We start from the raw sequence: 25,442 nt of genomic DNA on the forward strand, positions 1-25,442 counted from the left end.
AATACATTGTAATATTCTAGTCTTCTGCTGAAAACAATGTACGAAATGTTTGTGAAGTTTCTGTGAAGTGCTTTACTCTTCTCAATCTATGAAAAAAAGAGCATAATAACTATGCTCTCGGATGAAACTGTTTATATACATCTTTTAATCTAGTTTTTGAAACGTGCGTATAGATTTGCGTTGTTGAAATATCTGCATGTCCAAGCATTTCTTGTACAGCACGCAAATCTGCCCCGTTCTCTAATAAATGCGTAGCAAAAGAGTGACGCAACGTATGCGGTGTAAGCTCTTTTGCAATATTTGCTTCTTTCGCTAATCGTTTTAAAATTTTCCAAAACCCTTGTCTCGATAATCGGTTTCCATGATGGTTTAAAAAGAGCGCATCTACTGCTTTTTTCCCCATCAATTCTCTTCTACCTTTTTCAATATACTTTTGAATCGCTTCCGTCGCTAAGCTTCCTAATGGAATAATTCTTTCTTTATTCCCTTTCCCTATGCAGCGAACAAATCCCATTGTTAAATGTACATCTTCTAAATTTAATGCAATTAATTCTGAAACACGAAGTCCCGTTGCATACAACAACTCTAACATTGCTTTATCACGAATCCCAAAAGCACTCGCCGCTTTCGGTGTTTGAAGTAACGCTTCTACTTCGTCGACAGATAATACTTTTGGTAATTTCCGTTCCCCTTGTGGCGTTTCAATATGTACCGATGGGTCATGCTCCACCGTTCGTTCACGAAGTAGAAATTGGTGAAACGAACGAATCGATGCAATATGACGTGCCAATGTTTTTGAAGACTTCCCATTTTCTTTTAAATACTGCAAAAAGTTAACAATGTGCAAACGCGTCACTTCATGAAATGTCTTCGTCTGTTCTACATTTTGCAAATACTTCACATAGCTTTTCAAATCACGCTCGTAAGATACAACTGTATTTTTCGCTAATCCTTTTTCAACAATCATATAATGAATAAAATCTTTTAATTGATCTTCCAATCTACACTACTCCCCATTTTCATAGAAAAACATCATTCTATTTACGAAAGCATCCTTTGCCGGCTCCTCATTCCCTGATACTTTTTCTACAGTCTCTTCTTTTGGCTTTTCATAACGATGGTAACTTTCATATTCTTCATTTATCCATAGTATAGCGAAATAAAACAAAATCGTACAACTCGTAAATAATAAAAATACTTTCATCCCATCAAAAGTTAATTTCACAGCTCGGCGCATTGTAAATTCCTCCAAAATATAAGTTATTACAACATATGCCAAGCTTTCACCGATTTATACCTTATTCAAATAAAAAACCTCTTCCTAGTTAAATAGGAAAAGGTTATTTTTCATCCGTTTCATTTTCTTGACAATTTTTACAAATCCCATGGAATGTTAAACGATGATCTTTCACCTTAAAGCTCCAGTCTCGTTCTACTTTATTCTCCACTTCACCAAGTAAATCTTCTTGTATTTCTTGTACAGCACCGCATTGTGTACAGATTAAATGATGGTGGAAACGCTGTGCACCTTCTTGGCGTAAGTCATAGCGTGAAACACCGTCTCCGAAGTTAATCTTATCGACAACTTTTAACTCAGATAATAGCTCTAAAGTTCGATAGACGGTTGCTAATCCGATCTCTGGCGACTTTTCTTTTACAAGGAGGTATACATCTTCTGCGCTTAAATGATCTTCTTCATTTTCTAGCAGCACACGAACTGTTGCTTCACGTTGTGGTGTCAATTTATAGCTCGCTGCATGTAGTTGCTTCTTAATTCGTTCAATTCTTTCTTCCATTCGGTACTACTCCCTCCTCGCCACTCTTACACCATTATATCAGAAGAAGGGCTTCTGTCAAAAGAAAAAACAATAAAAACAAATTGATAATTATTCTCAAAAAGTATTTATTTTTTATTAATAGTTTCCACGACTTCTTTCATTAAAACTGGTGATGCATATGCTTCGATGCTAGAAGCGATAGCTAATACTGCTCCAATCACGAGAAAAAAGCATGTATAACGAATTAATAACGGTAATAGTGGCTCAGTTATTCTCCGGATAAATTGGTGCCTAATCATTCTCAAAGAAAAGCTTGCAGCAATTGTTGTCATAACAAGAAACACTGGAATAATAATTAAATTTTGCGGCAATACAGATACAAATGCTAATAATAATCCATTCCATCCATGCTGACTTACTAAAAAACCTACTGTAAATCCAACAACTACTCCTTTTAAAAATAATAAGATAAAAATAAGTGGCAATCCAATAATGGAAATCCCTAAAATCCAAATAAAGCCAATATATTTTAATTGCGAAAAGTAACTTTCTCGAAACATTTCACCCGCAATAGCAAATTCTCCTTTAGAAACTTGTCCAAAAAAACGCTGTAAATAAAATGATAAATCTTGCTTTTGGTTTATTTGTAAACTATTCACAAGAATCGCTCCAAATATTACTCCCATCAATAATAAAACAGAGTTAAATATATATAGTGAAGAATTTTCCTGTATGTGAGACATTACACGGTCTTGCCAAGTTTTTCGCCACATTTTCCTTCCCTCCGTTCACACTCTTACTAAAAATGTATGTGAGAAAGAAAAAAGTATGACGAATTAACATTGAAATTCCGCTCTACTTTGCTAAACTAAATAGTAGAGAATAGGAGGGATTTCTCTTGAAACCATTATTGTTAGATTTTCCAACATTATTTCAAACTGAGCGCTTGCAAGTACGTAAGCCGTTTCCAGGTGACGGTACAGAAGTATATGAAGCAATCCAAGCTTCTCTAGAAGACTTATTACCGTGGATGCCAATTACAGCTGAAACAGAAGAAAGTGCTGAAGAAATTGTTCGCGAAGCTCACGGACAGTTTTTACTTCGTGAAACACTTGATTTTCACTTATACGATAAAGTATCTGGTACATTCATCGGAGCTATTACTCTTAAGCCTGAAAACTGGGATATTCCAAAGTTTTCACTTCACTTCTGGTTACATAGCGCTTATACAAAGCAAGGCTATATGACAGAAGCCGTTAAAGGGGCCATTCAATTTGCTTTTGATAAACTAGGTGCTAGAAGAATTGAAATTCGTACTGATGCAACAAATGTAAATGCATGTAGCTTAGCAGAACGTCTTGAATTTATTTTAGAGGGTACTATGGAAAATGATTTCCTAGCGCCAGACGGTAGCTTACGCGATGCACGTGTATATGCGAAAATTAATTAAAAAACACTCGCCTAAGGCGAGTGTTTTATTTTTGTAATTGTAAATATTGTACTGCAAACATCGTCTTCGCATCATGAATACGATGATTTTCCATAAGAGAAATTGCTTCTTCTAATGACACTTCCATTAATTCCACAAATTCATCTTCATCTAAAGCTGCTTTATTTTCTTTTTGTTTTAATCCTGTCGCTTTATATACATATAAAATCTCGTCTGCAAAACCAGGTGATGTATAGAAAGATGTGATAAATTCCATATTTTCACATACATATCCTGTTTCTTCTTCTAGTTCACGAACTGCTGTTACCTCTGGCTTTTCCCCAGGTTCTAACTTCCCAGCTGGAATTTCCACAATTGCCTTTTCGAGAGCTTTACGATACTGCTCAACAAGTACAATTTTCCCCTCATCAGTAATAGCAATAATAGCAACTGCCCCAGGGTGATTTACGATTTCACGTTTACTCATTTCTCCATTTGGTAATACTACATCATCAACACGAACTTTTATAACTCTACCATCAAAAATCGGTTCAGTTTTTACTGTTCTTTCTGCAAGATTACTCATACTACTTCATCTCCCTGTTCTATTTCCTAATCGTTCTTCATACATTTTACCACATTGAAAGGAGCGTGATAGAAATGAAAATTTATATTTTACCAAATCGCGTCACTTTAGTCGGCAAAGCATGGCAAATTCGTCATAAACTAAAACAATATGGAAAAGAGTATACAACTGTGCAGGAGTGGATTACAGCAAACAAAAAGTAAACGTTTGTCAACCTTCTTCCCCTTTCGTACAATAAAGATAAGGAGGTTGACTTATGAAAAAACGTCAATTAGGAAAATCAGATTTATATGTTACGGAAATCGGATTTGGCTGTATGTCTCTCGGTACATCTGAAGTAGAAGCTATGCGTATTATCGATGAGGCAATCGATTTAGGAATTAACTTTTTTGATACAGCGGACTTATACGATTATGGATTAAATGAAGAATTTGTCGGCAAAGCTCTGAAAGGAAAACGAGATCAAATTGTTCTTACAACAAAGGTTGGAAATCGATGGACAGAAGAAAAAAACGGCTGGTCTTGGGATCCTTCTAAAGCTTACATAAAGGCCGAAGTAAAAGAAAGTTTACGTAGACTTCAAACAGATTATATTGATTTATATCAACTGCATGGCGGGACGATTGAAGATCCTATAGATGAAACTGTTGAAGCCTTTGAAGAATTAAAAAAAGAAGGTATTATTCGTCATTATGGTATCTCTTCTATACGTCCAAATGTCATCCGTGAGTATGCAAAACGTTCAAATATCGTTAGTGTATTAATGGAGTACAGCCTTTTAAATCGTCGCCCTGAAGAATGGTTCTCGCTGCTTAATGAACATCAAATTAGTGTCATCGCACGCGGACCACTTGCAAAAGGACTGTTAACTGACAGCAATGAAACGAAGATAGGAAAATTGAAAGAAAAAGATTACCTCTCCTATTCTTATGATGAATTAAATACAGCATTAGCAAGTGTAAAAGAAATAATCGGGGGAAACTCTTTAACAGGAACAGCTATTCAATATTGCTTACATAATGAAACTGTTGCATCTGTTATACCTGGTGCAAGCTCTATTCAACAGTTGCAAGAAAATGTACATGCTGGTAAACAAACACCTTTAACAGAAGAAGAATATACACAACTTCAGCAAATTGTAAAATTTGATACATATGCTTTACATCGTTAAAAAGACGCTACCATACTGGTAGCGTCTTTTTATAACGTATCATATTTATCAGGATTCGTCCCTACATGTAAATTACGATCTAACGTATTAATTTGATTCATCTCTTCTTCAGTTAATGAGAAATCAAAAATAGTAAAGTTCTCTTCAATACGAGATGGCGTAACAGATTTAGGAATTGTCACAATCCCACTTTGAATATCCCATCTTAATATAACTTGCGCGGGTGTTTTTTCATATTTGTTAGCAATATCCTGAATAATTGGGTGCTCGAATACTTCCCCGCCCCTCATTAATGGACTCCATGCTTCCATTTGAATTTGTTCACTTTGACAGAAGTTACGCAATTCAAATTGCGCTAACATTGGATGAAGTTCCACTTGATTTACCATCGGCTTCACTTTGCAATTTGGTAATAATAGTTCTAAGTGATGTTTATGAAAATTAGAAACACCGATGGCACGTACTTTTCCTTCTTCATAAAGCTTCTCTAAAGCTCGGTATGTATCAACATACTTTCCTCTTATCGGCCAATGTATTAAGTATAAATCTACGTAATCCATTTGTAATTTCTTTAAACTTTTTTCAAATGCCTCGAGTGTCTCCTCATACCCTTGATCGTCGTTCCAAACTTTCGTTGTAATAAATAAGTCTTCTCGCGGGATTCCCGATTCACGAACCGCCTCTCCGACACCGCTTTCATTTTCATATACAGTCGCTGTATCAATCGAACGGTATCCAACTTCTAACGCTTTTTTTACTGCTTGTTTTACTTCGTCGCCTTCTTTCGCTTTATAAACACCTAAGCCAATCATCGGCATTTTCACGCCATTATGAAGTGTAGTTGTTGGAATATGCACATTCGTTCTCCCTTTCATTGCTACATTTTTATAAACCACCACTTTATTTCAACAAGATTCATCCAAAAAGTCAAAACATACGTACAGTTTACATAATAATTTTATACACCTTATAAAAATAACGTGAACTCAGTCATTCACGTTATTTTCTATCCATTCTTTTGCTTTTTCATCAACATTACGTACAAACTCATCTTTTCCTTCTGTATACAGCGTGCCATCATATGTATATTTTTCGGCTAGTTCTTTCTTTAAAGTTGCATATGCCTCAGCTTCTTCACAATGAGCCATCATATAATCACGAAACGCTAAATGCCTTGTAATCTCAGAATTTCCTTTTTCAAATACGTGCAAGTGATACGAGCGTTTCTCCTCAGTTCCATGAATAAAAAAACGGCGACCTGAAATACCATTTTCCCCTTTCACAATATAACCAAGCTCGTCAAATTGTTTATTCCAATGATCCACTCTTTCAATACTATCTACTTCCATTATCATATCAATGATTGGCTTAGCCGCAAGTCCTGGCACTGATGTACTGCCAATATGATAAATTTTCACCGTTTCTGGCATCGCCAATTTTAATCTTTCGGCTTCCATTTGGAATTTCTCACTCCAATGATTTTCGTACGGAACGACTACAATTTTTCTCATTTTAATTCCCCTTTTCTTACAAACTCGTCAAAAAAATGATCAGTGATATTTCACTGATCATTTTTTTATTATTTAAAGTCTTTCCAAGTAAGATTACTTTCACTTAACAGTTCTTCAAATGATTTATTCTTTTCACGTTCTTTTTGCTCTTTACGCTTTCTCTCTTGCTCAGCTGCCTCTTTTTTCTCTTCTCTTACTTGCAACTCTTTTTTCTTATTCTTTAATTGTTGCATTAGTGAATCGTTCAATTGATCACCTAATGTAAGTGATTCTTTCTCTGGTTTATTCATTTGAGATTGTCTTTGCACTTGTCTTTGTTTCTTTTTCTTCATACTGCTCACCTTTTACTTTTTCCTCCATTATAGAGGATACACGGTGAAATCGACAATAAAAAAGGTACATTACTCTCGCATTCTCTATTATTTATTTTTTGTAAATGTGTTAATTTTTCGAAAAAACTAAATTTTATTGTAGATATAATCCTATTAATCTATTAAAATTATGTCGTATGATGTCAGATTATAAAAAAGGAGAAATTAATCATGTGGAAAAAAATTATTCCTGCTGTCGCTATTTTAAGCACCATGACTTTTTCAAGTGTATTCGCCGCTCCTCCATCTCAGACTCCTGCTGAACAAAACCGATACATAGACGTACAAATGCTTGGTATTAATGATTTCCATGGACAACTAGACACTGTAAAAAAAATTAATAACAAAGAAGCTGGTGGCGCTGAATACTTAGCCACTTATTTAAAAGAACGTAAAAAACAAAATCCTAATACACTTCTTGTGCATGCTGGAGATATTGTCGGTGCTAGTCCACCAGTTTCAGCTTTACTACAAGACGAACCAACTATTGAATTTTTAAATGACTTAAAGTTTGATGTTGGTACAATTGGAAATCATGAATTCGATGAAGGTATCGATGAAATGAAACGCCTCATTTACGGTGGATATCACGAAAAAACAGGGAATTTCGAAGGAGCAAACTTCCCTTATGTCGCTGCAAACTTCTATAATAAATCAACTGGCCGCTTATTTTTACCGCCATTTACTGTAAAAATGGTTGATGGAGTTCCTGTAGGATTCATTGGGGTTGTTACAACGGATACACCAAATGTCGTTATGCCCACTATGCTAAAAAATGTACAAATTACTGATGAAGTAGAAGCTATTAATAAATCCACACAACAATTAAAGCGTCTCGGCGTTAAATCTATCGTTGTCCTCGCGCATGTTGGGGGTACAACTGATGACACTGGTGTAACAAATGGTGATCTTGTCCGTATTGCAAATGAAACAGACCCTGAAGTTGATGTTATTTTCGGTGGACATAGTCATACGTATGTAAATGGCACTGTAAATAATAAACTTATCGTACAAGCGAATTCTTACGGAATGGCTTTCTCAGACGTAGATGTAACCATTGATAGAAAAACAAAAGATATCGTTAAGAAAAAAGCTGAAGTTATTACAACGTACCATGAAGGTGTAGAGCCTGATAAACAAGTAAAACAAAAATTAGATCAATATAAAGAAAAAATTGCACCGCTTGTAAATGAAGTTGTAGGGAAATCCACAGCACCTATCGACCGTAAACAAAACGATGCTGGTGAGTCTACTCTTGGAAATTTAATTGCCGATGCACAGCGCCAAACAATGCAAGCACAAATCGCTCTTATGAATCCCGGTGGCATTCGTAACGATCTAGACGCTGGAGATATTACATGGGGCGAATTATATGGAATTCAACCTTTCGGAAATCAATTAATTAAAGTAGATTTAACAGGTCAAGATATTCGTGATATTTTAAATCAACAATGGCAAACAGGAGCTACGAGAATGCTCCAAATTTCAGGTATTCAATACACTTGGGATACAAATAAACCGAACGGCGAAAAGGTTACTAATATCCGTTTAACAAATGGTGAAGAATTAGCTTCCTCTAAAACGTATAGCGTAGTTGCAAATGCCTTCTTAGCCTCCGGCGGTGATGGATTCGTATCCTTTAAAAATGGCAAAAATGCTGAAACTGGTCCAAACGATTTTGAAGCGTTAGTCGATTATGTAAAACAATTAAAAGAACCAATTCAGCCAATTATTGATGGCCGTATTCAAAAAACCAACTAAATATTAATCAAACTAGTGCGTGACACTCGAAAGAAGAAGCTCCTTTTATATGCAAGGAACTTCTTCTTTTATGGTCATACATATTATCGTATTCTTCTAGTGCAGTAATAGATAAGCACATAGCCCCCTTATTTCCTCGTAGTATACAGAAAACTATACTGAGAGGGTTCATATGTATTTCCAGACAGACAATTACGATGCTTTATATCGACAAAACGACAAACCTATTCGTAGTATTGAGAAAGCAATTAATGGCGAATATAGCGCCATTAATTTTTATGCTAAATTAGCAAATTTAGCTACAGACATCAATGAACGAAATCAAATCCTTGAAATTCGGCAAGATGAAATAAAACATTTCCACCAATTTGTACAAATTCACACCCTTTTAACTGGTAAAAACCCTCAGCCTCAGTTCACTGAAGAATGCCCAACTCTTTATTTGAACGGATTAGAATTCGCTATACAAGATGCACAACGCTCTGTTGATTTTTACTTAGAAATTGCAGACGAAGAGACAAATCAGCAAATAAAAGAAGCATTTCGACGCGCAGCTGCTGATGAACAAAATCATGCTGTTTAGTTTCCATATTACTTTTCAAAACACAAATAAAATAAGTTAAAAAGATACACGCTCTTATATGGAACATAGTATCCTTTCTTTTATTTCTCTCGATATGATTCACGTCTATTTAAAGAATCGATAATTTCTCCAATCGTCACATTCTCCCTCCTCTCTTAATTGCCTAAGCTTGAAATCTAACCAGTATGTTATGATACAATGATTTTCTAGCAGTATATGCAAAAGAAAGAGCCTGTGCGATTCATACCATTTAAGAAAAGGAGGTTTACATATGCTTTTTCGTAGCCATACCCCTCAGTTTTATAACGAAAAGAAGCAATTAATCCCTAACAGTATCGCTACGATAGAAAGCGTTATGATTAATGATCGGAAACAATCTCTCCTTATACGCGGGCAAAATGTGGAACAGCCTATTTTATTATGCTGTCACGGCGGACCTGGTATGGCTCAAATCGGCTTTATTCGACATTTTCAAAAAGAGTTAGAAAAGCATTTTATTGTGATTAATTGGGACCAACGTGGGGCAGGAAAATCCTTTTTATGGCGAGATATCCAATCAAACTTTACGATTGATCAATTTGTTTCAGATGCAAAAGAAGTCATCCAATATCTTCTTAAAAGGTTCAATAAGCAAAAATTATTTCTCGCTGGTCATTCTTGGGGGAGTATTATCGGACTGAAAATCGCTAGTCAATGTCCGGAATATATAGAGGCTTATATCGGCATCGGTCAAATCGTACATATGAAGAAAAATGAGGAATTACTATTCCAACATTTAATTAACTCGGCAAAAAAACATGACCATAAAAAAGCACTAGCTTCTCTTTTAAAATTAGGTAAACCACCCTTTTTAGATACGAGACGTCTCATTATTCAAAGAAAGTGGCTTGGTACATTTGGAGGAGCAATACAAAACGGATCTTCCTTTTCTTTCATACGAAAAGGTTTCTTTTCTCCTGAATATACGCTGTTAGATTGGTTCAAGTTTCTCACAGGAAATTTAAAGTCCGGGGTTTTATGGGAAGAGATGCTGACAATCGATTTCTTTTCGTCTATTTCAAGTTTATCCGTTCCTGTTTATTTTTGTTCCGGTCGCTATGATTATCAAACTCCTTATGCACTCGTTCAACAATATTGCGATATCATTCAAGCCCCTATTAAAAAGATGATTTGGTTTCCAAACTCGGCGCATTCTCCAGATTTAGAAGAGCCTGAACTATTCGCCAAATCTTTACAATCAATTAAACAAGAGCTATCTTTTCAACATAAATAACAAATGGCTCTTTTACATTTCATAAAAAACATTTTATAATAATATGTCGCAAGCAAATAACATACTTCGTATTTGCTTGCCTTAATAGAATAAAAATTAGGAGATTACATTTATTATGAACGCTGTACTCGTCGCAGTAGCAGTCATGCTATTGCTTAGTTTGTTACGTGTCCAAGTCATTGTCGCCATTATTGTTGGAGCTTTAACAGGCGGACTTATCGGCGGACTTGGTATTTCAGAAACAATTGGTACTTTTACAACCGGTCTTGGGAACAGTGCTCCTATCGCATTAAGCTACGCAATGCTCGGTGGATTTGCTATTTCCCTTTCAAAAACAGGACTTCCTGATGCAATGATCCAATCAGCCTTAAAATGGATTGGCAACGAACAAGACACGAAAAAACAAGTCTATTCTAAAATACTTATATTATTTATCATTTTAACAATGGCTTGTTTCTCACAAAATATTATCCCTGTTCATATCGCCTTCATTCCGATCTTAATTCCAGCACTTTTAAAAGTATTAAATGAACTGAAGGTGGATCGTAGGCTTGTAACATGTCTTATTACATTTGGATTGATTACCCCTTACATGTGGGTCCCAGCAGGGTTCGGAAAAATTTATCATGACGTATTGCAAACAAATGCTGCGCAAAGTGGCCTTACATTTGATGTCGCACTTATTCCAAAAGCGATGACTATTCCAGCAATCGGTATGATTATCGGATTATGTGTAGCGGTTTTCATTACATATCGAAAGCCACGTACGTATGAAACAGAACACGTTCATGCTGCACAGAATGAAATCGTTCCCTATACGAAAAGAAGCATTACTTTTGGTTTATTATCTATCCTAGCTACATTAACTGTTCAATTAGCAACAGAATCAATGATTTTCGGTGCCTTAGCAGGTATTATCGTCTTATCAGTTAGCGGTAGTCTTCCGCTTAAAGAAGCCGATGCTATTTTAACGAGCGGAATGCGTATGATGTCCTTTATCGGATTTGTTATGATTTCTGCCGCTGGATTTGGCGCTGTTCTTCGAAAAACTGGACACGTTGAATCTCTTGTGCAAACGAGTGCGCATATAATCGGAAATAGTAAACCGCTCGCTGCATTTCTTATGCTCGTTATTGGACTTCTCGTGACGATGGGAATTGGTTCATCTTTTTCAACCATCCCAATCTTAACAACAATTTTCGTGCCGTTATGCATCCAGCTCGGATTTAGCCCGATGGCAACAATCGCAATTATCGGGACAGCTGGTGCACTAGGTGACGCAGGATCTCCAGCATCAGATAGTACACTTGGACCAACTTCCGGTTTAAATGCTGACGGTCAGCATCACCATATATGGGATACATGTGTTCCAACTTTTCTACACTATAATATACCGTTACTTATATTCGGCTTTATTGCCGCAATTACACTATAAAAGGTGCGTTTTAAAAACGCACCTTTTACTTTGTTGTTTCTCTCTCAATGAATCTACATTCTGTTTTTACTTCTTCTTGTTCCACTTTCTTCTCTTTTATTTTTCCAATTAACTGCTGAAAAGCTATTTTTCCATTTTCTTCGATATGGCTTCCAATCGTCGTTAACGATGGGCTTATCCATTCACCCTCCACACTCCCGTTAAATCCAATGATTTGCAACTTACCTGGTATATGAATATTAAGAGTTTTCGCCGCCCTGATTAGCTCAATAGCGACCTTGTCACTCGAAGCTACAATCCCATCTATGTACGGATATTTTTGCAATATTTCAAGAAACTGTTGATTCGTATACCCTTGTACAATTTCCTCTCGATAAGAAAGCCCTTCTTTCCAAGCAGTGTCTAAAAATCCTGCCACATGCTCTTCCATTTCTTCACTCTCTACCCCCTCACCAATATAAGCAAGAAACTGACAGCCTTTCTCTTTTAATAAAGAAACAGCTTTCTGCCCACTTTCATAATAGCTCATAAGAGATTGCCTTTCCTCAAGCACAACGAAAGGAAGTGAGATTCCTCCTATACTTCGAAAAACAGATTCCGTCATTATAACGCCTGCAATGTTATTTTGCATAAACATATCTATGTATCTATTCTTATTTTCTATATTACAAACTACTACTTGATATCCTTCTTTATATGCTATTTCCTCAACGAAACGGAGCAAAGTGATGTATGATGGATTATGCAAATTATCTACAAGTAATACAACCATCGTTGAAGGCTGTTTAAATAAGGGCTTTGCTGTAGCATTCGGCCTATATTGTAACTCTTCAATTGCTTGCTTTACTTGTTTTACCGTATCTTCATGGACATATCCTTTTTCGTTAATTACTCTTGAAACGGTTGCGACTGAAACACCGGCCAATTTTGCAACATCACGTATAGTTGCCACATCGTCACCCCTTAATATGGTAATAGATTACAATTTTAAACTAAACCAAAATATAACATTCGTCAAGGTTATTGTTTTATATTTCTGAAAATTGTTACATAACTTCCACTTTACTCACAAAATATACTCCAGCTGAATTTCATGTAAAATCGCGATATTATCATAACCAATAAACGGAATTTCTTTCTTTATTTTTCGTGCTTCCTTTACCGCATTAATATATAAGTTCGTCATCATAAAGTTACGTTTCTGATAAAAACGAAGTGCGTTCATATTATCATTCGTCGTAATGAGCCCTACTTTTTTACATCCATTCTCCCTTGCTATTTGCAATACACAATCCACCAGTTTTGTACCAATCCCCTTTCCTTCTTCAAGACTATCTAACGATACAATTTCACACATGTTTTCTGTAACTTCACAAGTTATAATTCCCACTATTCTGTCATTTTGAAGCGCAACGAAACCGGGTAATTTTTCCAATCGATGTACTCTGCCCCGTGAGACCATCATTGAGCTTCCCCAGTTTTCACACATAAAATCCTGAATTGTTTCTTTCATTTCTGGTGTAATTTTTTGTATATGAACCATACACGATTTCTCCCCTTTTTATATCATTGTGATACAATGTAAGTGTATCATATGTAGAGGTATTTGGAGGATGAGGTAAAGTATGAAACGTTTTTTTACAGCATTGTTTACTATACTAGGTGCACTAACTGCTATTGGGATTTTCTTTACAAATAAAGTTATGTACTTGAAGAAAAAAACAGAGGAAGAAGTTTTAGAACGCGAAACGAAAAAACATTTTCATTTGGACGATTTTAATGCTATTCAAAAAGAAGAAATTCACATCCCTTCTCAATTTGGATACGAACTTCACGGATATTACATGCCAGCTGGACATTCCAATAAATTTATGATCTTTTGCCACGGTGTGACTGTAAATAAAATGAATTCCGTTAAGTATGCAAACTTATTTTTGAGTAGAGGATATAACGTATTTATTTATGATCATCGTCGCCATGGTAAAACAGGTGGCAAAACGACAAGCTATGGCTATTATGAAAAACATGATTTAAAATCAGTAGTTGACTGGCTAAAAGGTCGTTTCGGAACGGATATTACACTTGGAATTCATGGTGAATCTATGGGTGCTGCAACCCTTCTTCAATATGCAGGACTTGTAGAAGATGGTGCCGATTTTTATATTGCTGATTGTCCTTTCTCTGATTTTTACGGACAATTACAGCATCGTTTAAAGGTTGAATTTCATTTGCCAAAATGGCCTTTATTACCTTTAGCAAATGCCTTTTTAAAAGTTCGTGACGGCTATACAATTCGTGAAGTTTCACCAATTGATTGCATAAAAAATATTAACAATCCTGTTCTCTTTATTCATAGTAAAGATGATGACTATATTTTAGCTGATATGACGAAATCACTTTATGAAGCAAAAGAGAATAATAAACAACTTTATATTGCAGAACATGGTGCACACGCTTGCTCTTATAATGAAAATAAAGAAGAGTACGAAGTTGCCATTGACAAATTTTTAAACACATATGTAAAAGAAACAAAAAACAGGCTTGCATAAGCCTGTTTTTTACTGCGCTAAAACGTCTGTAACTTGTTCCATATTTTCAGAAATCCACTTTACTGCCTCATCTAGCGTTGGGAATTCCGTCGTTTGAAAGGTCACCTCATCTTGAAGTAACCAAACATCTTTCGGTTCTTGTCCTACACCTGCGATTGACCAATGAAGTAAACTATATGGATGATTATCATTCAAAAATGATGCCCACGTGCGCTCATTTGCAATATTTTGTAGTGTTCGTAATTGTTTATCCATCTTTCGTCACCTTACTCTAATCAGTTATAAAAGCTATTATAACATTCCCTCTTCTTCCGTACAAAGAACTCTTTTTTATTGTCAAGTCCTCCCCCTGATTATATGATGAGATTAAGCGTTTGGAAAGGAGGGATAACGTTGGCAAAAGTACAAATTAAAGTAAATGATAATGGCTCTTTTCGCGTTACAGGGGACGTGGAATTAGTCGATTCACAAGGGAATGTATTCCCAGCAAAACCGGCATTTTCTTTATGTCGTTGTGGTCTATCAAAAAATATGCCTTATTGCGATGCTTCGCATAAAGGAAAATTCGAATCTGTTGTTAGAGCACCAGAGGCAGAATAATTTTGTAAAAAACATGCACATTTTTCTGTGCATGTTTTTTCTTTTAATCAACTACCGTTCTCCTTTTCCTTACAGTATTTCTATTACTTTTGACTCCATTCAAAGCAACATGTATTTTCACACAATTCTTCACATTCGAACATTTTCTACTATGCTTTTTTCTTTTTTGTGCTATAATGTGAGCAAACAACATCCTTCGGGGTCGGGTGAAATTCCCAACCGGCGGTGATGAAGCGAAAGCTTTTAAGTCCGTGACCCGTTTTCAACTCGAAAACGGTGGATCTAGTGAAACTCTAGGGCCGACAGTATAGTCTGGATGGGAGAAGGATATGTTTTCTAGTAATTATATATAGCGAATACACTTTTATTTCAGTATGCATATTTTTAAAGGTTCATTTTGAATCTTCATATATGTTTTATTTTGTATACTTATGTTTCTATACTGAAATAAAAAGATACGACTAGCGTTTGAAAAACTTGATATTGTGCTAGGTTTTTTCCTTATGCCAAAATATCAGTCATCGTTAGGTTTCTTTCCTATACTTTCGTATTCGAACTATATTTCTAGAAATCACGTCTCCCAAACCCCAAGGATTTTATATCCTTGGGGTTTTTTGATTTTTTCAGGAGAGGTGAAGAGAATGACAGATCAAGAATATATGAGAATTGCCTTGCAGTTAGCACAAGGTACATCAGGACAAACAAGTCCAAATCCTATGGTTGGTGCTGTTGTTGTAAAGGATGGAAATATTGTTGGAATGGGTGCTCACTTATGTGCTGGTGAAGAACACGCTGAAGTTCATGCTCTTCACATGGCTGGTGAAAGAGCAAAAGGCGCTACCGTTTATGTAACACTTGAACCGTGTAGCCATTTTGGAAAAACACCACCTTGCTGTGAATTACTCATTGAAAAAGGAGTCCAGCGTGTTGTAATTGCTACCCTTGATTGCAATCCACTCGTTTCTGGTAATGGAAAAAGGAGATTAGAAGCATCCAGAATCGAGGTAACTACCGGTGTTCTTGAAGCGGAAGCAACTTTATTAAATCGATACTTTTTTCACTATATGAAAACGAAACGTCCATTTGTAACAATAAAAACAGCAATGAGCTTAGATGGAAAAACAGCGACTGTAACCGGTGAAAGTAAGTGGATTACAGGTGAAGAAGCGCGAGCTGATGTTCACCGATATCGTCATATGCATGATGCTATCCTTGTCGGTGTGAATACAGTTATAACTGATAATCCACACTTAACAACAAGAATTCCAAACGGAGGTAAACATCCTATACGCGTTATTTTAGATACCCACTTACGAACGCCGCCATCTTCTCATGTCATAACAGATGGCTTAGCTCCGACATGGATTATTGTCGGTAAGGATGTAAATAAAGAGCAAATAGCATCTTATGAATCTAACAATATAGCTGTATTCCAAATGAAAACGAAGCAAATTGAAATACAAGAGGTCCTATCCCTACTCGGGGAGAAACAAATTCTTTCTTTATTCGTTGAAGGTGGTCAAACGGTACATGCAAGTTTCTTAAAAACAAATAGTTTTAATGAAATTGTGACCTATATAAGTCCGAGATTAATCGGCGGAAAAGATGCACCTACTTTATTTGGCGGAAATGGTTTTTCAAAATTACAAGATGCACTTCCCTTAACAATTCAAGAGATGAAACAAATTGGTAATGATATAAAAATTGTTGCAACCTTAAAAAGCGAGGTGACGGAATGTTTACAGGAATTGTAGAAGAGTTAGGAACGATATCAAGCATGACTCAAAGTGGGGAAGCAATGAAGTTAACTATTAGCGCAAATCAAATTTTATCAGATGTCAAGTTAGGTGATAGCATCGCAGTTAACGGGATTTGCTTAACCGTGACTCATTTTACGACTACTTCATTCACCGTCGATGCAATGCCTGAAACTATGAAAGCAACATCACTTCGTATGCTAAAACCAAGTGCCAAAGTGAATTTAGAACGGGCAATGGCTGCGAACGGACGATTCGGTGGACATTTCGTCACCGGACATATAGATGGCATCGGTACGATTTTAACTAAAAAACAACATTACAATGCCATCTATTACAAAATAGCAATTTCTGATGAATTACTACGCTATTGTTTGCATAAAGGATCCGTTTCTGTTGATGGCACTAGTTTGACAATATTTGATATAGACGAATCTTCAATTACAATCTCACTCATCCCACACACAGTAAGCGAATCTGTCATCGGAGAAAAAAAAGCCGGAGATATCGTAAATATTGAGTGTGACATGATTGGTAAATATATTGAACGCTTTATTTCAAAACCGGTAAAAAAAACAGATTCAATGACCGAAAGCTTTTTACAAGAAAACGGATTTCTATAAGGGGGAAGCACAATGTTTCATCGTATTGAAGAAGCTCTAAAAGATTTAAAACAAGGAAAAGTCGTTATCGTATGTGATGATGAAAACCGAGAAAATGAAGGCGATTTTATTGCTTTAGCAGAGTTCATCACACCAGAAACGATTAATTTTATGATTACACACGGTCGTGGCCTCGTTTGCGTACCGATTACAGAACAATGCGCAGAGCGTCTACAGTTAGAACCGATGGTTTCTCATAATACAGATTCACATCATACTGCGTTTACAGTAAGTATTGATCATATTTCTACAACTACAGGGATTAGCGCTCACGAACGTGCAACTACGATACAAGAATTGTTAAATCCTACATCAAAAAGTGCTGATTTCAATCGCCCTGGACATATCTTTCCATTAATTGCGAAAGAAGGCGGTGTCTTGCGCCGTGCTGGTCATACAGAAGCTGCTGTCGATTTAGCCAAACTTTGCGGAGCAGAACCAGCTGGGGTCATTTGCGAGATTATAAATGAAGATGGGACGATGGCACGTGTACCTGATTTACTGCAGTACGCAAAGCAATTTGATATAAAAATGATTACAATTGAAGATTTGATTGCTTATCGCCGCCATCATGAAACGCTTGTAACGAGAGAAGTGGAAATTACATTACCTACTGATTTCGGTACGTTTCATGCAATTGGCTATTCTAACTCATTAGACACGAAAGAACATATCGCACTCGTAAAAGGTGATATTTCAACAGGTGATCATATACTTGTACGTGTCCATTCAGAATGCTTAACAGGTGATGTATTCGGTTCGTGCCGCTGTGACTGCGGACCACAGCTACATGCTGCGCTTGCTCAAATTGAGCGTGAAGGAAAAGGGGTTCTTCTCTATATGAGGCAAGAAGGACGAGGCATTGGGCTTCTTAATAAGCTTCGCGCTTATAAATTACAAGAAGAAGGCTTTGATACTGTAGAAGCAAATGAAAAACTCGGATTCCCAGCAGATCTTCGTGATTACGGTATTGGCGCTCAAATTTTAAAAGATTTAGGCTTACAAAGGTTACGATTATTAACGAATAATCCACGAAAAATTGCTGGCTTACAAGGTTACGATTTAGAAGTAATCGAGCGTGTACCGTTGCAAATGCCAGCAAAAGAAGAAAATAAAACGTATTTACAAACGAAAGTAAACAAATTAGGACATTTATTAAACTTATAATTAAGGGAGAGATAAAATATGGTATTCGAAGGTCATTTAGTTGGTACAGGTTTAAAAGTTGGGGTTGTTGTTGGACGTTTTAATGAGTTTATTACAAGCAAGTTACTCGGCGGGGCTTTAGATGGATTAAAGCGCCACGGTGTAGAAGAAAATGATATTGACGTTGCATGGGTTCCTGGTGCATTCGAAATTCCTTTGATCGCTAAAAAGATGGCCAATAGCGGAAAGTATGATGCTGTTATTACATTAGGTACAGTAATCCGTGGTGCTACAACACATTACGATTACGTTTGTAATGAAGTAGCAAAAGGTGTTGCGTCTTTATCACTACAAACAGACATTCCAGTTATTTTCGGGGTATTAACGACAGAAACAATTGAACAAGCGATTGAACGTGCAGGTACAAAAGCTGGTAATAAAGGATGTGAATCAGCAGTTGCTGCAATCGAAATGGCTCACTTATCAAAACAATGGGCTTAAAAAAAGAGGCTACGGCCTCTTTTTTTATTTTATTTTTTCACCTTTTTTCGTACATCTTCTATTAATTCATCCATCGTTTTTCCTTCTGTTTTTATACGAAGAGTTTGTGCTGTTCTCCACACATTTTCTCTCTTTTTCGATTCTTCTATAATATAAATTTCTTTCCGCACTTCTTTTAAATCTTTTCCTTCTGTTTCAAGTCCAAAATGCTCAGCTTTCGTTCGAAAATGTTGTTCAATTCTTTGTTGCATTTCTTTTTGTTCAGGATTTTCAGCCGCCTTAACTGGATCAGCACTTATCGCTTTTATTAAAATAAGACAAGTCATAATAGCTAATATATATTTGTGCATGTAAAATCCTCCAACCCAATATAAATTACTTTTTTACTATGTACAATTGGGCCTTGGAAAATTCGTCCACAAAAATTCTTTTTCTCGATTAAAAGGCAATAGTATCAAGCGTTAATGGCTTTTTATTACATTTTATTTACAAAAAAAGCAAACTCTTAAAAGAGTTTGCTTTTCATCTATATTATAGTGCACATTCTTCAATCTCAAATCCTAAATCTTCAATCATACCCCAGTCCGCAGTCGGCTCTTGTCCAGCTGTCGTTAAATAATCGCCGACAAAAATAGAGTTTGCTGCAAATAAACCGAGCGGCTGTACAGAACGTAAATTGATTTCGCGCCCTCCTGAAATACGAATTTCTTTTGTTGGATTTACAAAACGCATCATCGCCAACACTTTTAAACATTCTACAGGTGTTAACTCTTTTTGTCCTTCAAGCGGCGTCCCCTTTACAGCAACAAGGAAATTGCAAGGAATAGAATCTGCATCTATACGTTGTAATTCAAAGGCAATTTCAGCACGTTGTTCAATTGTTTCTCCCATTCCAAAAATCGCCCCAGAGCATGGTGAAATGCCGGCTTTCTTCGCCTTTTGAACTGTATCAACACGATCGTCATACGTATGAGTTGAGCAAATACTATCATAATTATTTTCATGTGTATTTAAGTTGTGGTTATAACGATGCACACCAGCCTCTGCTAAACGTCCTGCTTGATCTTCGTTTAAGAAACCTAAACAACAACAAATCTTCAAATCTGTCGTTTCACGAATCTCCTTAACTGCTCCAATTACGTGATTTACTTCTTTATCCGTCGGACGACGTCCAGATGCTACAATACAATATGTACCTGCTTTACGGCGAATTGCTTCATGTGCTCCTTCTACAATTTTCTCCTGCGTTAACCATGCATATTTATCAATCGGTGCTTCTGAAATAATAGACTGTGAACAATACCCGCAATCTTCAGGACATAAGCCTGATTTCGTATTAATAATCATATTCAATTTTACTTTCTTACCAAAATGATGATGGCGAATGATATAAGCTGCATTCATAATTTCTAAAACTTCTGTGTCATCAGCTTCTAATATCGCTATTGCATCTTCTTTCGTAATCATTTTCTCTTCTACTACGTCGTATGCAAGTTTTTTCCAATCCCTTTTTGTTTGTACTTGTTTCATTTCATCTCTTCCCCTCTTTTGTTATATACGTAAATAAAGCATGATATGTTGCCATTATCCCTTCTTTTTCCGTGAAGTCTCTTTCGTATATTCGAAGCATCGCCCGAAAGAGTGAAGGACTTTGACAATACGATTCTTCATTACTATTGGTCGCTCCTACTTTTCGAATAGAATGTAGAAACTCCCTAACTTCTGTAAATCTTTCTATGTAACATGTTTCAGAAACATGTACATCTCCTAATGGCATTTTGCATATATTTACCAACTGTTCTTTCGAAACGAAGCGTTGTCCAATTGAAGTACAATTGTGTATCCCCTTTTCTTTCTTAGCACGTTGGAAAGACGTATGTAACTCTTGGAAAGTCGTATTACCAAACGTTGAAAATAATAATATTCCCTCTTCAGACAAATGGTTAAATAAATTTTTCACTGTCGCTTTTAGATCATTTAGCCATTGAAATGTAGCATTTGAAATAATGACATCATATGAATCTTCTAATTTTAATTTCTCAATATCTTCACATCTAAATACAACATTCTCTACTTGTTTCCTAGCCTTCGCCACTGCAATCATCTCATTAGCAAAATCAACAGCTGTAATATGTGCTTTCGGAAATGAATTTGATAATTGCTCTGTTACATATCCAGTTCCACATCCAAGTTCTAAAATACGTATCGATGATGCTTCACTGTACCTTTCTTGCAATATAGAAAGTAACGATTGTGCCATTTTCTTTTGCACGTTTGCATATTGATCGTAAGATACCGCCGCCCCGTTAAACCGTTTTTGCAGTAACATTTTGTTGATCATGTCGTATCCCCTCTACAAATTGAATTATTTCATTTGCACAATATTCAAAATTTGTTATGCATAATGCATGTCCAGCCTCGCTTACTACTTTTAGCGTAGCGTTCGTATTCTTCGTCATACTATGTGCTGCAGACAATGGGCATATTACATCCTGCTCCCCATGAAGGAGTAACAAAGGGACTTTGATATCTGTTAATTCGTTTCTCATATCTGTTTCTATTAAATAATCTAAACCTAATTGTAAAGACTGAATCGTGTCTCCTTTAAATCGCATTGTAATCTCTTTAAAACTCTTATTCTCTTTTAACTCATTTTTTGTAAACATATTTTCATAGAAGCGCTGTAGCGTACCTTCTTTCTTCCTTGCTAAATTCTTTTTCATACGTTCTACAAACAAAGCATTCCACCCACTTGTATAGTCGCTCGTAATTGTAAATTTAGCAGTGCCACCTATTAAAACTATACCTTTCGCCTTAATCTTTTTATAAGATTGGATAGCTGCTAGCGCTCCTAATGACCACCCAACTAAAATCACATTTTCATCATTTGCTGCATCTATGATGCGCCCCGCAAATTCACTACTTTCTTTCACATTACGCCACTCTACACATTGAACAGAATATCCTTTAAAATACGGCAGAACTAAAGTCCAAACCTCTTCTTCCATTCCCCATCCAGGAATAAAAATAATCTTCAGCTCTTTCATACTAAAAACCCCTCTTCTTTACCAATGCGAATAATATGCTGCGTTGCCCATCTTAAATTGGCTCTTGTATGTTGTGACGTAACTGCAAAGCGAATTCGGGAACTATTGACTGGAACAGTTGGTGGGCGAATCGCAATTGCTGCAATGCCTATCTCTTGCAATTTTTCACTAAAGCGTAAAGCATTTTCATTTGAACCGACTACAATCGGTACAATATGAGTTGAACTATTCCCAATATCAAAACCAGCTTCTCGTAAACGGTTCCTGAAGTACGCACCATTCGCTATAAGGTTCTCTCTTCTTTCGTGATCTTCTTTCACAATCTCAATTGCTTTTTGTATCGCTCCTAATGTTCCTGGTGGTAAAGCTGTAGTAAAAATAAAGCTCCTCATCATATTTTGTAAATACTCTATATAAATTGCATCACCTGTTAAATACGCACCATAACACCCTAAAGCCTTACTAAACGTCCCCATATGTATATCAATTTTTTGAGCAATATCTTTTTCTATATGAGATAATCCAGCTCCACTAATTCCGTATATTCCACTCGCATGCGCTTCATCAACTATAATGATTGCCCCGTATTTCTCTTTAAGCTGCACTAAACCTCTCAAATATGCAGTATCACCATCCATACTAAAAACAGTATCTGTTACGATTAATTTCTTCTTTTCAGGTGACGCTATTTTCAACAGCTTCTCTAAATGATCCAAATCATTATGACGATACCTTTTATGTTCTGCCCCACTTAATATAATTCCATCAACAATACTTGCATGATTTAATTTATCACTAAAAACAATATCATGACGACCAACTAGCGAAGCAATCGCTCCAACATTCGCGGTATATCCACTATTTACAATTAAGGATCTTTCAGTACCTTTCCAATTACATATACTTCTCTCAACCTCGTCATACAGTGGATAATTTCCTACAACGAGACGAGATGCTGTCGCTCCAGTTCCATATTTTTTTGTACAGACAATAGCAGCTTCTTTCAACCTTTCATCTCCAGCTAATCCTAAATAATTATTTGATGCTAAATTTAGCATCCTTTTCTTATCTCGAATAAGCCATGTCTCTTCTGCTTGCTCTGTTACATGCAAATTGCGATACTGCCCTTGCTCACTTAATTGTTGTAATTTAGATTGAAGATGTGTGCGCCACATTTGATTCATTTTGGACGAACTCCTCTAATTTTGAAATCATTATATATTCTTTTGCAGATTCCAAGACTTCTTCTTTTGTAAACTCACCTTCAAAGAATGGTAATAAACCTAAAACCGGTACCCCACTCAATTCTTCAATCATTTCTTTATTTTCTTGTACTCTTTCCATTTCACATTCTTTACAACCAGATAAAATGACACCTGCCACTGTTAATCCGTGTGCCTTTGCGTAAGCTATTGTTAAAATTGTATGATTTACTGTTCCTAGTGTAGGACGTGCTACTACAATAAGAGGCAGCTTTAATTCTTTTGCGAAATCGATTACTAGAGCGTCTTCTGTATATGGGACGGCAAGCCCACCAGCTCCTTCTACAAATAGGCTATTAAACTCTTTTAATAACTCTTCATAGTGCGCAATAATTTCTTTTAACTTTACGACTCTTCCAGCTCTTTTCATGGCAAGTCTCGGAGCAAGTGGTTCTTCAATTGAATAAGGGCAAATTTCATCTTCTTTTGTCGGTACACCCGATAATGCTTTTAACCTTGCTGCATCCCCATCTGGATTTGACGCAACATGTCCACTTTGCAACGGTTTAAATACACCAACATTATACCCACGCTCACGAAATATACCTGCTAAGGCCCCTGCCACTACAGTTTTTCCAACTTCCGTATCTGTTGCTGTTATAAAGAAACCACTCATCATTCTTCCTCCGTAACATCTGAGATTGCTTTATATAAAATGCGTAACATCTCATCAATTTCAGCCATTGTAGATGCAAGAGGAGGCATAAATACAATGGTGTTACCAAGTGGACGTAAAATCATGCCTAACTCTCTTGAGCGTTTACACACTTGAACGCCGACTCTTTCTGTCCATTCAAACGATTCTTTCGTTTCCTTATTTTTAACAAGTTCAATGCCAACCATTAGCCCGCACTGACGAATATCTCCTACGTGCTTATATTCATTAAGCGCTTCTAATTGTTTTGCTACATATTCCGTTTTATACGCAACATCTTCTATTAAATTAGTTTTTTCGTATAGTTCTAAATTTGCAATTGCTACAGCGCACCCTAACGGATTCCCTGTATAACTATGACCATGGAAAAACGTTTTTTGTTCTTCATAGTCTCCTAAGAAGGCATTATAAATTTCATCTGTCGTTATCGTAATTGCAACAGGTAAATAACCACCTGTTAAACCTTTTCCCGCAGTTAAAATGTCTGGCGTCACATTCTCATGTTCACATGCAAACATTTTTCCGGTACGCCCAAATCCCGTCGCTACCTCATCTGTAATAAATAATACATTGTATTTTGTACATAAATCGCGAAGCCCTTTTAAATATCCTTTCGGCATTGTAATCATCCCGCCAGCACCTTGCATTAATGGCTCCACAATAATCGCTGCTACTTCTTCATGCTTTTCTTTCAGCAATTCTTCCATTTCTTCTAAATGTTTTTTTACAATTTGTTCCTTGTTATCTCCATAAGGAGAACGATATGTATACGGATAAGGCATTTTGATTGCTTCAAATAAGAGCGAACTATACACTTGGTGAAACAAGTCTATTGCTCCTACTGAAACAGCACCAATTGTATCACCGTGATATGCTTCTTTTAATGTAACAAATCTTTGTTTTCTCGGTTTCCCTTTATGCTGCCAATATTGAAAAGCCATCTTAATTGCAATTTCAACAGCGGTGGAACCAGAGTCTGAATAAAATACTTTCTTCAAGCCTTCTGGTACAACATCAATTATTTTTTCTGCTAATAAAATAGATGGAACGTTAGCAAGTCCCAACATAGTAGAATGTGCAATTTTATTTAATTGCTCACGAATTGCTTCATCTAGTTCCGGTACTTGATGCCCATGCACATTTAACCAAATAGACGAAACACCGTCCCAATATTCATTTCCATTTACATCGTATAGCTTTCTTCCCTCTCCACGTTCAATAATGACAGGATCTTCTTCTAAATAATCTTTCATTTGTGTAAATGGATGCCATACATAGGCTTTATTTTTCTCCGATAATTCTTCATATGTATAAGGTAATTTTTCATTCGTATTACTACTAACAGTCACAATTGTCACCCCTAAT

General features: G+C 36.3%; 31 protein-coding genes and 1 riboswitch. Of the genes, 13 read left to right on the forward strand and 18 right to left on the reverse strand.

The features are described from left to right. Positions 1–109: 109 nt before the first annotated feature. The 4 genes from xerD to spoIIM form a co-directional block, all read right to left on the reverse strand. A complete protein-coding gene (gene xerD / locus ACTFQM_RS15460; protein ID WP_440035089.1) occupies positions 110–1,000 on the reverse strand; it encodes a site-specific tyrosine recombinase XerD in 891 nt (296 codons plus the stop codon). 6 nt (positions 1,001–1,006) lie between these two features. Beyond that, positions 1,007–1,237: a YqzK family protein gene (locus ACTFQM_RS15465; RefSeq protein WP_440035090.1), complete on the reverse strand. Its 231-nt coding sequence runs from the start codon at positions 1,235–1,237 to the stop codon at positions 1,007–1,009. Positions 1,238–1,340: 103 nt separating this feature from the next. After that, on the reverse strand, positions 1,341–1,796 hold the full coding sequence (fur, locus tag ACTFQM_RS15470) for a ferric iron uptake transcriptional regulator (RefSeq protein ID WP_000392654.1): 456 nt from the start codon (positions 1,794–1,796) through the stop codon (positions 1,341–1,343). A 107-nt stretch (positions 1,797–1,903) separates the two neighbouring features. Continuing rightward, positions 1,904–2,521, reverse strand: coding sequence for a stage II sporulation protein M (gene spoIIM / locus ACTFQM_RS15475; protein ID WP_440035092.1), 618 nt, complete (start codon positions 2,519–2,521; stop codon positions 1,904–1,906). A gap of 155 nt (positions 2,522–2,676) precedes the next feature. On the opposite strand from spoIIM, the gene ACTFQM_RS15480 reads away from it, so the two are divergent. Then, the gene (locus tag ACTFQM_RS15480; protein WP_002173321.1) at positions 2,677–3,228 is read left to right on the forward strand and encodes a GNAT family N-acetyltransferase; all 552 of its coding nucleotides are present in this window, start codon (positions 2,677–2,679) and stop codon (positions 3,226–3,228) included. Positions 3,229–3,253: 25 nt separating this feature from the next. Here ACTFQM_RS15480 and ACTFQM_RS15485 read toward each other — a convergent pair whose 3' ends face one another. Further along, entirely contained in the window at positions 3,254–3,793 is a 540-nt protein-coding gene (locus tag ACTFQM_RS15485) for an NUDIX domain-containing protein (protein WP_002173322.1), read from the reverse strand. Positions 3,794–3,867: 74 nt separating this feature from the next. Here ACTFQM_RS15485 and mciZ point away from each other — a divergent pair, with 74 nt between their 5' ends. Continuing rightward, the gene (mciZ, locus tag ACTFQM_RS15490; RefSeq protein WP_002173323.1) at positions 3,868–3,996 is read left to right on the forward strand and encodes a Z-ring formation inhibitor MciZ; all 129 of its coding nucleotides are present in this window, start codon (positions 3,868–3,870) and stop codon (positions 3,994–3,996) included. 53 nt (positions 3,997–4,049) lie between these two features. After that, the gene (locus ACTFQM_RS15495; protein WP_440035094.1) at positions 4,050–4,964 is read left to right on the forward strand and encodes an aldo/keto reductase; all 915 of its coding nucleotides are present in this window, start codon (positions 4,050–4,052) and stop codon (positions 4,962–4,964) included. A 29-nt stretch (positions 4,965–4,993) separates the two neighbouring features. Here ACTFQM_RS15495 and ACTFQM_RS15500 read toward each other — a convergent pair whose 3' ends face one another. The 3 genes from ACTFQM_RS15500 to ACTFQM_RS15510 all read right to left on the reverse strand — a co-directional run bounded on the left by ACTFQM_RS15500 (position 4,994) and on the right by ACTFQM_RS15510 (position 6,807). Continuing rightward, positions 4,994–5,821, reverse strand: coding sequence for an aldo/keto reductase (locus ACTFQM_RS15500; RefSeq protein WP_400559176.1), 828 nt, complete (start codon positions 5,819–5,821; stop codon positions 4,994–4,996). Positions 5,822–5,950: 129 nt separating this feature from the next. Next, positions 5,951–6,475 carry a GrpB family protein gene (locus ACTFQM_RS15505; protein ID WP_025150129.1) on the reverse strand — a complete coding sequence of 175 codons (525 nt, stop codon included), beginning with the start codon at positions 6,473–6,475 and terminating at the stop codon, positions 5,951–5,953. Positions 6,476–6,543: 68 nt separating this feature from the next. Next, positions 6,544–6,807, reverse strand: coding sequence for a YqkE family protein (locus tag ACTFQM_RS15510; RefSeq protein WP_440035096.1), 264 nt, complete (start codon positions 6,805–6,807; stop codon positions 6,544–6,546). 210 nt (positions 6,808–7,017) lie between these two features. Here ACTFQM_RS15510 and ACTFQM_RS15515 point away from each other — a divergent pair, with 210 nt between their 5' ends. The 4 genes from ACTFQM_RS15515 (at position 7,018) to ACTFQM_RS15530 (ending at position 11,898) form a co-directional block, all read left to right on the forward strand. Next, complete coding sequence (locus ACTFQM_RS15515) at positions 7,018–8,607, forward strand: bifunctional metallophosphatase/5'-nucleotidase (protein ID WP_440035097.1); 1,590 nt, start codon at positions 7,018–7,020, stop codon at positions 8,605–8,607. A 172-nt stretch (positions 8,608–8,779) separates the two neighbouring features. Then, the gene (locus ACTFQM_RS15520; RefSeq protein WP_440035098.1) at positions 8,780–9,190 is read left to right on the forward strand and encodes a ferritin family protein; all 411 of its coding nucleotides are present in this window, start codon (positions 8,780–8,782) and stop codon (positions 9,188–9,190) included. Positions 9,191–9,461: 271 nt separating this feature from the next. Further along, entirely contained in the window at positions 9,462–10,463 is a 1,002-nt protein-coding gene (locus ACTFQM_RS15525; protein ID WP_440035099.1) for an alpha/beta fold hydrolase, read from the forward strand. Positions 10,464–10,578: 115 nt separating this feature from the next. Then, the gene (locus ACTFQM_RS15530) at positions 10,579–11,898 is read left to right on the forward strand and encodes a Na+/H+ antiporter family protein (protein ID WP_440035100.1); all 1,320 of its coding nucleotides are present in this window, start codon (positions 10,579–10,581) and stop codon (positions 11,896–11,898) included. Positions 11,899–11,923: 25 nt separating this feature from the next. Here the strand turns inward: ACTFQM_RS15530 and ACTFQM_RS15535 are convergent, their stop codons facing one another. Further along, positions 11,924–12,850 (reverse strand): LacI family DNA-binding transcriptional regulator, encoded by a 927-nt coding sequence (locus ACTFQM_RS15535; protein WP_440035101.1) that lies wholly within the window; start codon positions 12,848–12,850, stop codon positions 11,924–11,926. Positions 12,851–12,964: 114 nt separating this feature from the next. Further along, the gene (locus tag ACTFQM_RS15540) at positions 12,965–13,441 is read right to left on the reverse strand and encodes a GNAT family N-acetyltransferase (RefSeq protein WP_440035102.1); all 477 of its coding nucleotides are present in this window, start codon (positions 13,439–13,441) and stop codon (positions 12,965–12,967) included. An 82-nt stretch (positions 13,442–13,523) separates the two neighbouring features. Here ACTFQM_RS15540 and ACTFQM_RS15545 point away from each other — a divergent pair, with 82 nt between their 5' ends. After that, complete coding sequence (locus ACTFQM_RS15545; RefSeq protein ID WP_440035103.1) at positions 13,524–14,447, forward strand: alpha/beta hydrolase; 924 nt, start codon at positions 13,524–13,526, stop codon at positions 14,445–14,447. Positions 14,448–14,456: 9 nt separating this feature from the next. Here ACTFQM_RS15545 and ACTFQM_RS15550 read toward each other — a convergent pair whose 3' ends face one another. Beyond that, positions 14,457–14,702, reverse strand: coding sequence for a DUF2552 family protein (locus ACTFQM_RS15550; protein WP_002173336.1), 246 nt, complete (start codon positions 14,700–14,702; stop codon positions 14,457–14,459). Between the two features lie 138 nt (positions 14,703–14,840). On the opposite strand from ACTFQM_RS15550, the gene ACTFQM_RS15555 reads away from it, so the two are divergent. From ACTFQM_RS15555 to ribH, 5 genes are all read left to right on the forward strand, one after another. Further along, a complete protein-coding gene (locus ACTFQM_RS15555; protein ID WP_001151582.1) occupies positions 14,841–15,047 on the forward strand; it encodes a CDGSH iron-sulfur domain-containing protein in 207 nt (68 codons plus the stop codon). A 188-nt stretch (positions 15,048–15,235) separates the two neighbouring features. Continuing rightward, positions 15,236–15,379, forward strand: a riboswitch (FMN riboswitch). A gap of 309 nt (positions 15,380–15,688) precedes the next feature. Beyond that, positions 15,689–16,801: a bifunctional diaminohydroxyphosphoribosylaminopyrimidine deaminase/5-amino-6-(5-phosphoribosylamino)uracil reductase RibD gene (ribD, locus tag ACTFQM_RS15560; RefSeq protein WP_440035105.1), complete on the forward strand. Its 1,113-nt coding sequence runs from the start codon at positions 15,689–15,691 to the stop codon at positions 16,799–16,801. Next, positions 16,783–17,427: a riboflavin synthase gene (gene ribE, locus ACTFQM_RS15565; RefSeq protein WP_025150119.1), complete on the forward strand. Its 645-nt coding sequence runs from the start codon at positions 16,783–16,785 to the stop codon at positions 17,425–17,427. Before ribD ends, ribE begins: the two co-directional genes overlap by 19 nt. Positions 17,428–17,439: 12 nt before the next feature. After that, on the forward strand, positions 17,440–18,633 hold the full coding sequence (ribBA, locus tag ACTFQM_RS15570) for a bifunctional 3,4-dihydroxy-2-butanone 4-phosphate synthase/GTP cyclohydrolase II (RefSeq protein ID WP_440035106.1): 1,194 nt from the start codon (positions 17,440–17,442) through the stop codon (positions 18,631–18,633). 18 nt (positions 18,634–18,651) lie between these two features. Beyond that, positions 18,652–19,113, forward strand: coding sequence for a 6,7-dimethyl-8-ribityllumazine synthase (ribH, locus tag ACTFQM_RS15575; RefSeq protein WP_440035107.1), 462 nt, complete (start codon positions 18,652–18,654; stop codon positions 19,111–19,113). Between the two features lie 29 nt (positions 19,114–19,142). On the opposite strand, the gene ACTFQM_RS15580 is transcribed toward ribH, so the two are convergent. From ACTFQM_RS15580 to bioA, 7 genes are all read right to left on the reverse strand, one after another. Continuing rightward, positions 19,143–19,463 carry a hypothetical protein gene (locus ACTFQM_RS15580; RefSeq protein WP_048374117.1) on the reverse strand — a complete coding sequence of 107 codons (321 nt, stop codon included), beginning with the start codon at positions 19,461–19,463 and terminating at the stop codon, positions 19,143–19,145. Between the two features lie 181 nt (positions 19,464–19,644). Next, positions 19,645–20,643 (reverse strand): biotin synthase, encoded by a 999-nt coding sequence (gene bioB / locus ACTFQM_RS15585; RefSeq protein ID WP_440035108.1) that lies wholly within the window; start codon positions 20,641–20,643, stop codon positions 19,645–19,647. Position 20,644: 1 nt separating this feature from the next. Further along, entirely contained in the window at positions 20,645–21,454 is an 810-nt protein-coding gene (gene bioC / locus ACTFQM_RS15590; RefSeq protein WP_002173342.1) for a malonyl-ACP O-methyltransferase BioC, read from the reverse strand. Further along, entirely contained in the window at positions 21,420–22,160 is a 741-nt protein-coding gene (locus ACTFQM_RS15595; protein WP_440035109.1) for an alpha/beta fold hydrolase, read from the reverse strand. The genes bioC and ACTFQM_RS15595 overlap by 35 nt, the downstream gene beginning before the upstream one ends. After that, positions 22,157–23,344 (reverse strand): 8-amino-7-oxononanoate synthase, encoded by a 1,188-nt coding sequence (gene bioF / locus ACTFQM_RS15600; RefSeq protein WP_440035111.1) that lies wholly within the window; start codon positions 23,342–23,344, stop codon positions 22,157–22,159. Before bioF ends, ACTFQM_RS15595 begins: the two co-directional genes overlap by 4 nt. Beyond that, complete coding sequence (gene bioD, locus ACTFQM_RS15605; protein WP_327902056.1) at positions 23,310–24,038, reverse strand: dethiobiotin synthase; 729 nt, start codon at positions 24,036–24,038, stop codon at positions 23,310–23,312. The genes bioF and bioD overlap by 35 nt, the downstream gene beginning before the upstream one ends. Next, positions 24,038–25,426 carry an adenosylmethionine--8-amino-7-oxononanoate transaminase gene (gene bioA / locus ACTFQM_RS15610; RefSeq protein WP_440035113.1) on the reverse strand — a complete coding sequence of 463 codons (1,389 nt, stop codon included), beginning with the start codon at positions 25,424–25,426 and terminating at the stop codon, positions 24,038–24,040. Before bioA ends, bioD begins: the two co-directional genes overlap by 1 nt. Between the last annotated feature and the right edge of the window lie 16 nt (positions 25,427–25,442).

Origin of the sequence: Bacillus cereus group sp. MYBK30-2 (assembly GCF_051915945.1) — a bacterium.
GTDB lineage: Bacteria > Bacillota > Bacilli > Bacillales > Bacillaceae_G > Bacillus_A > Bacillus_A paramycoides.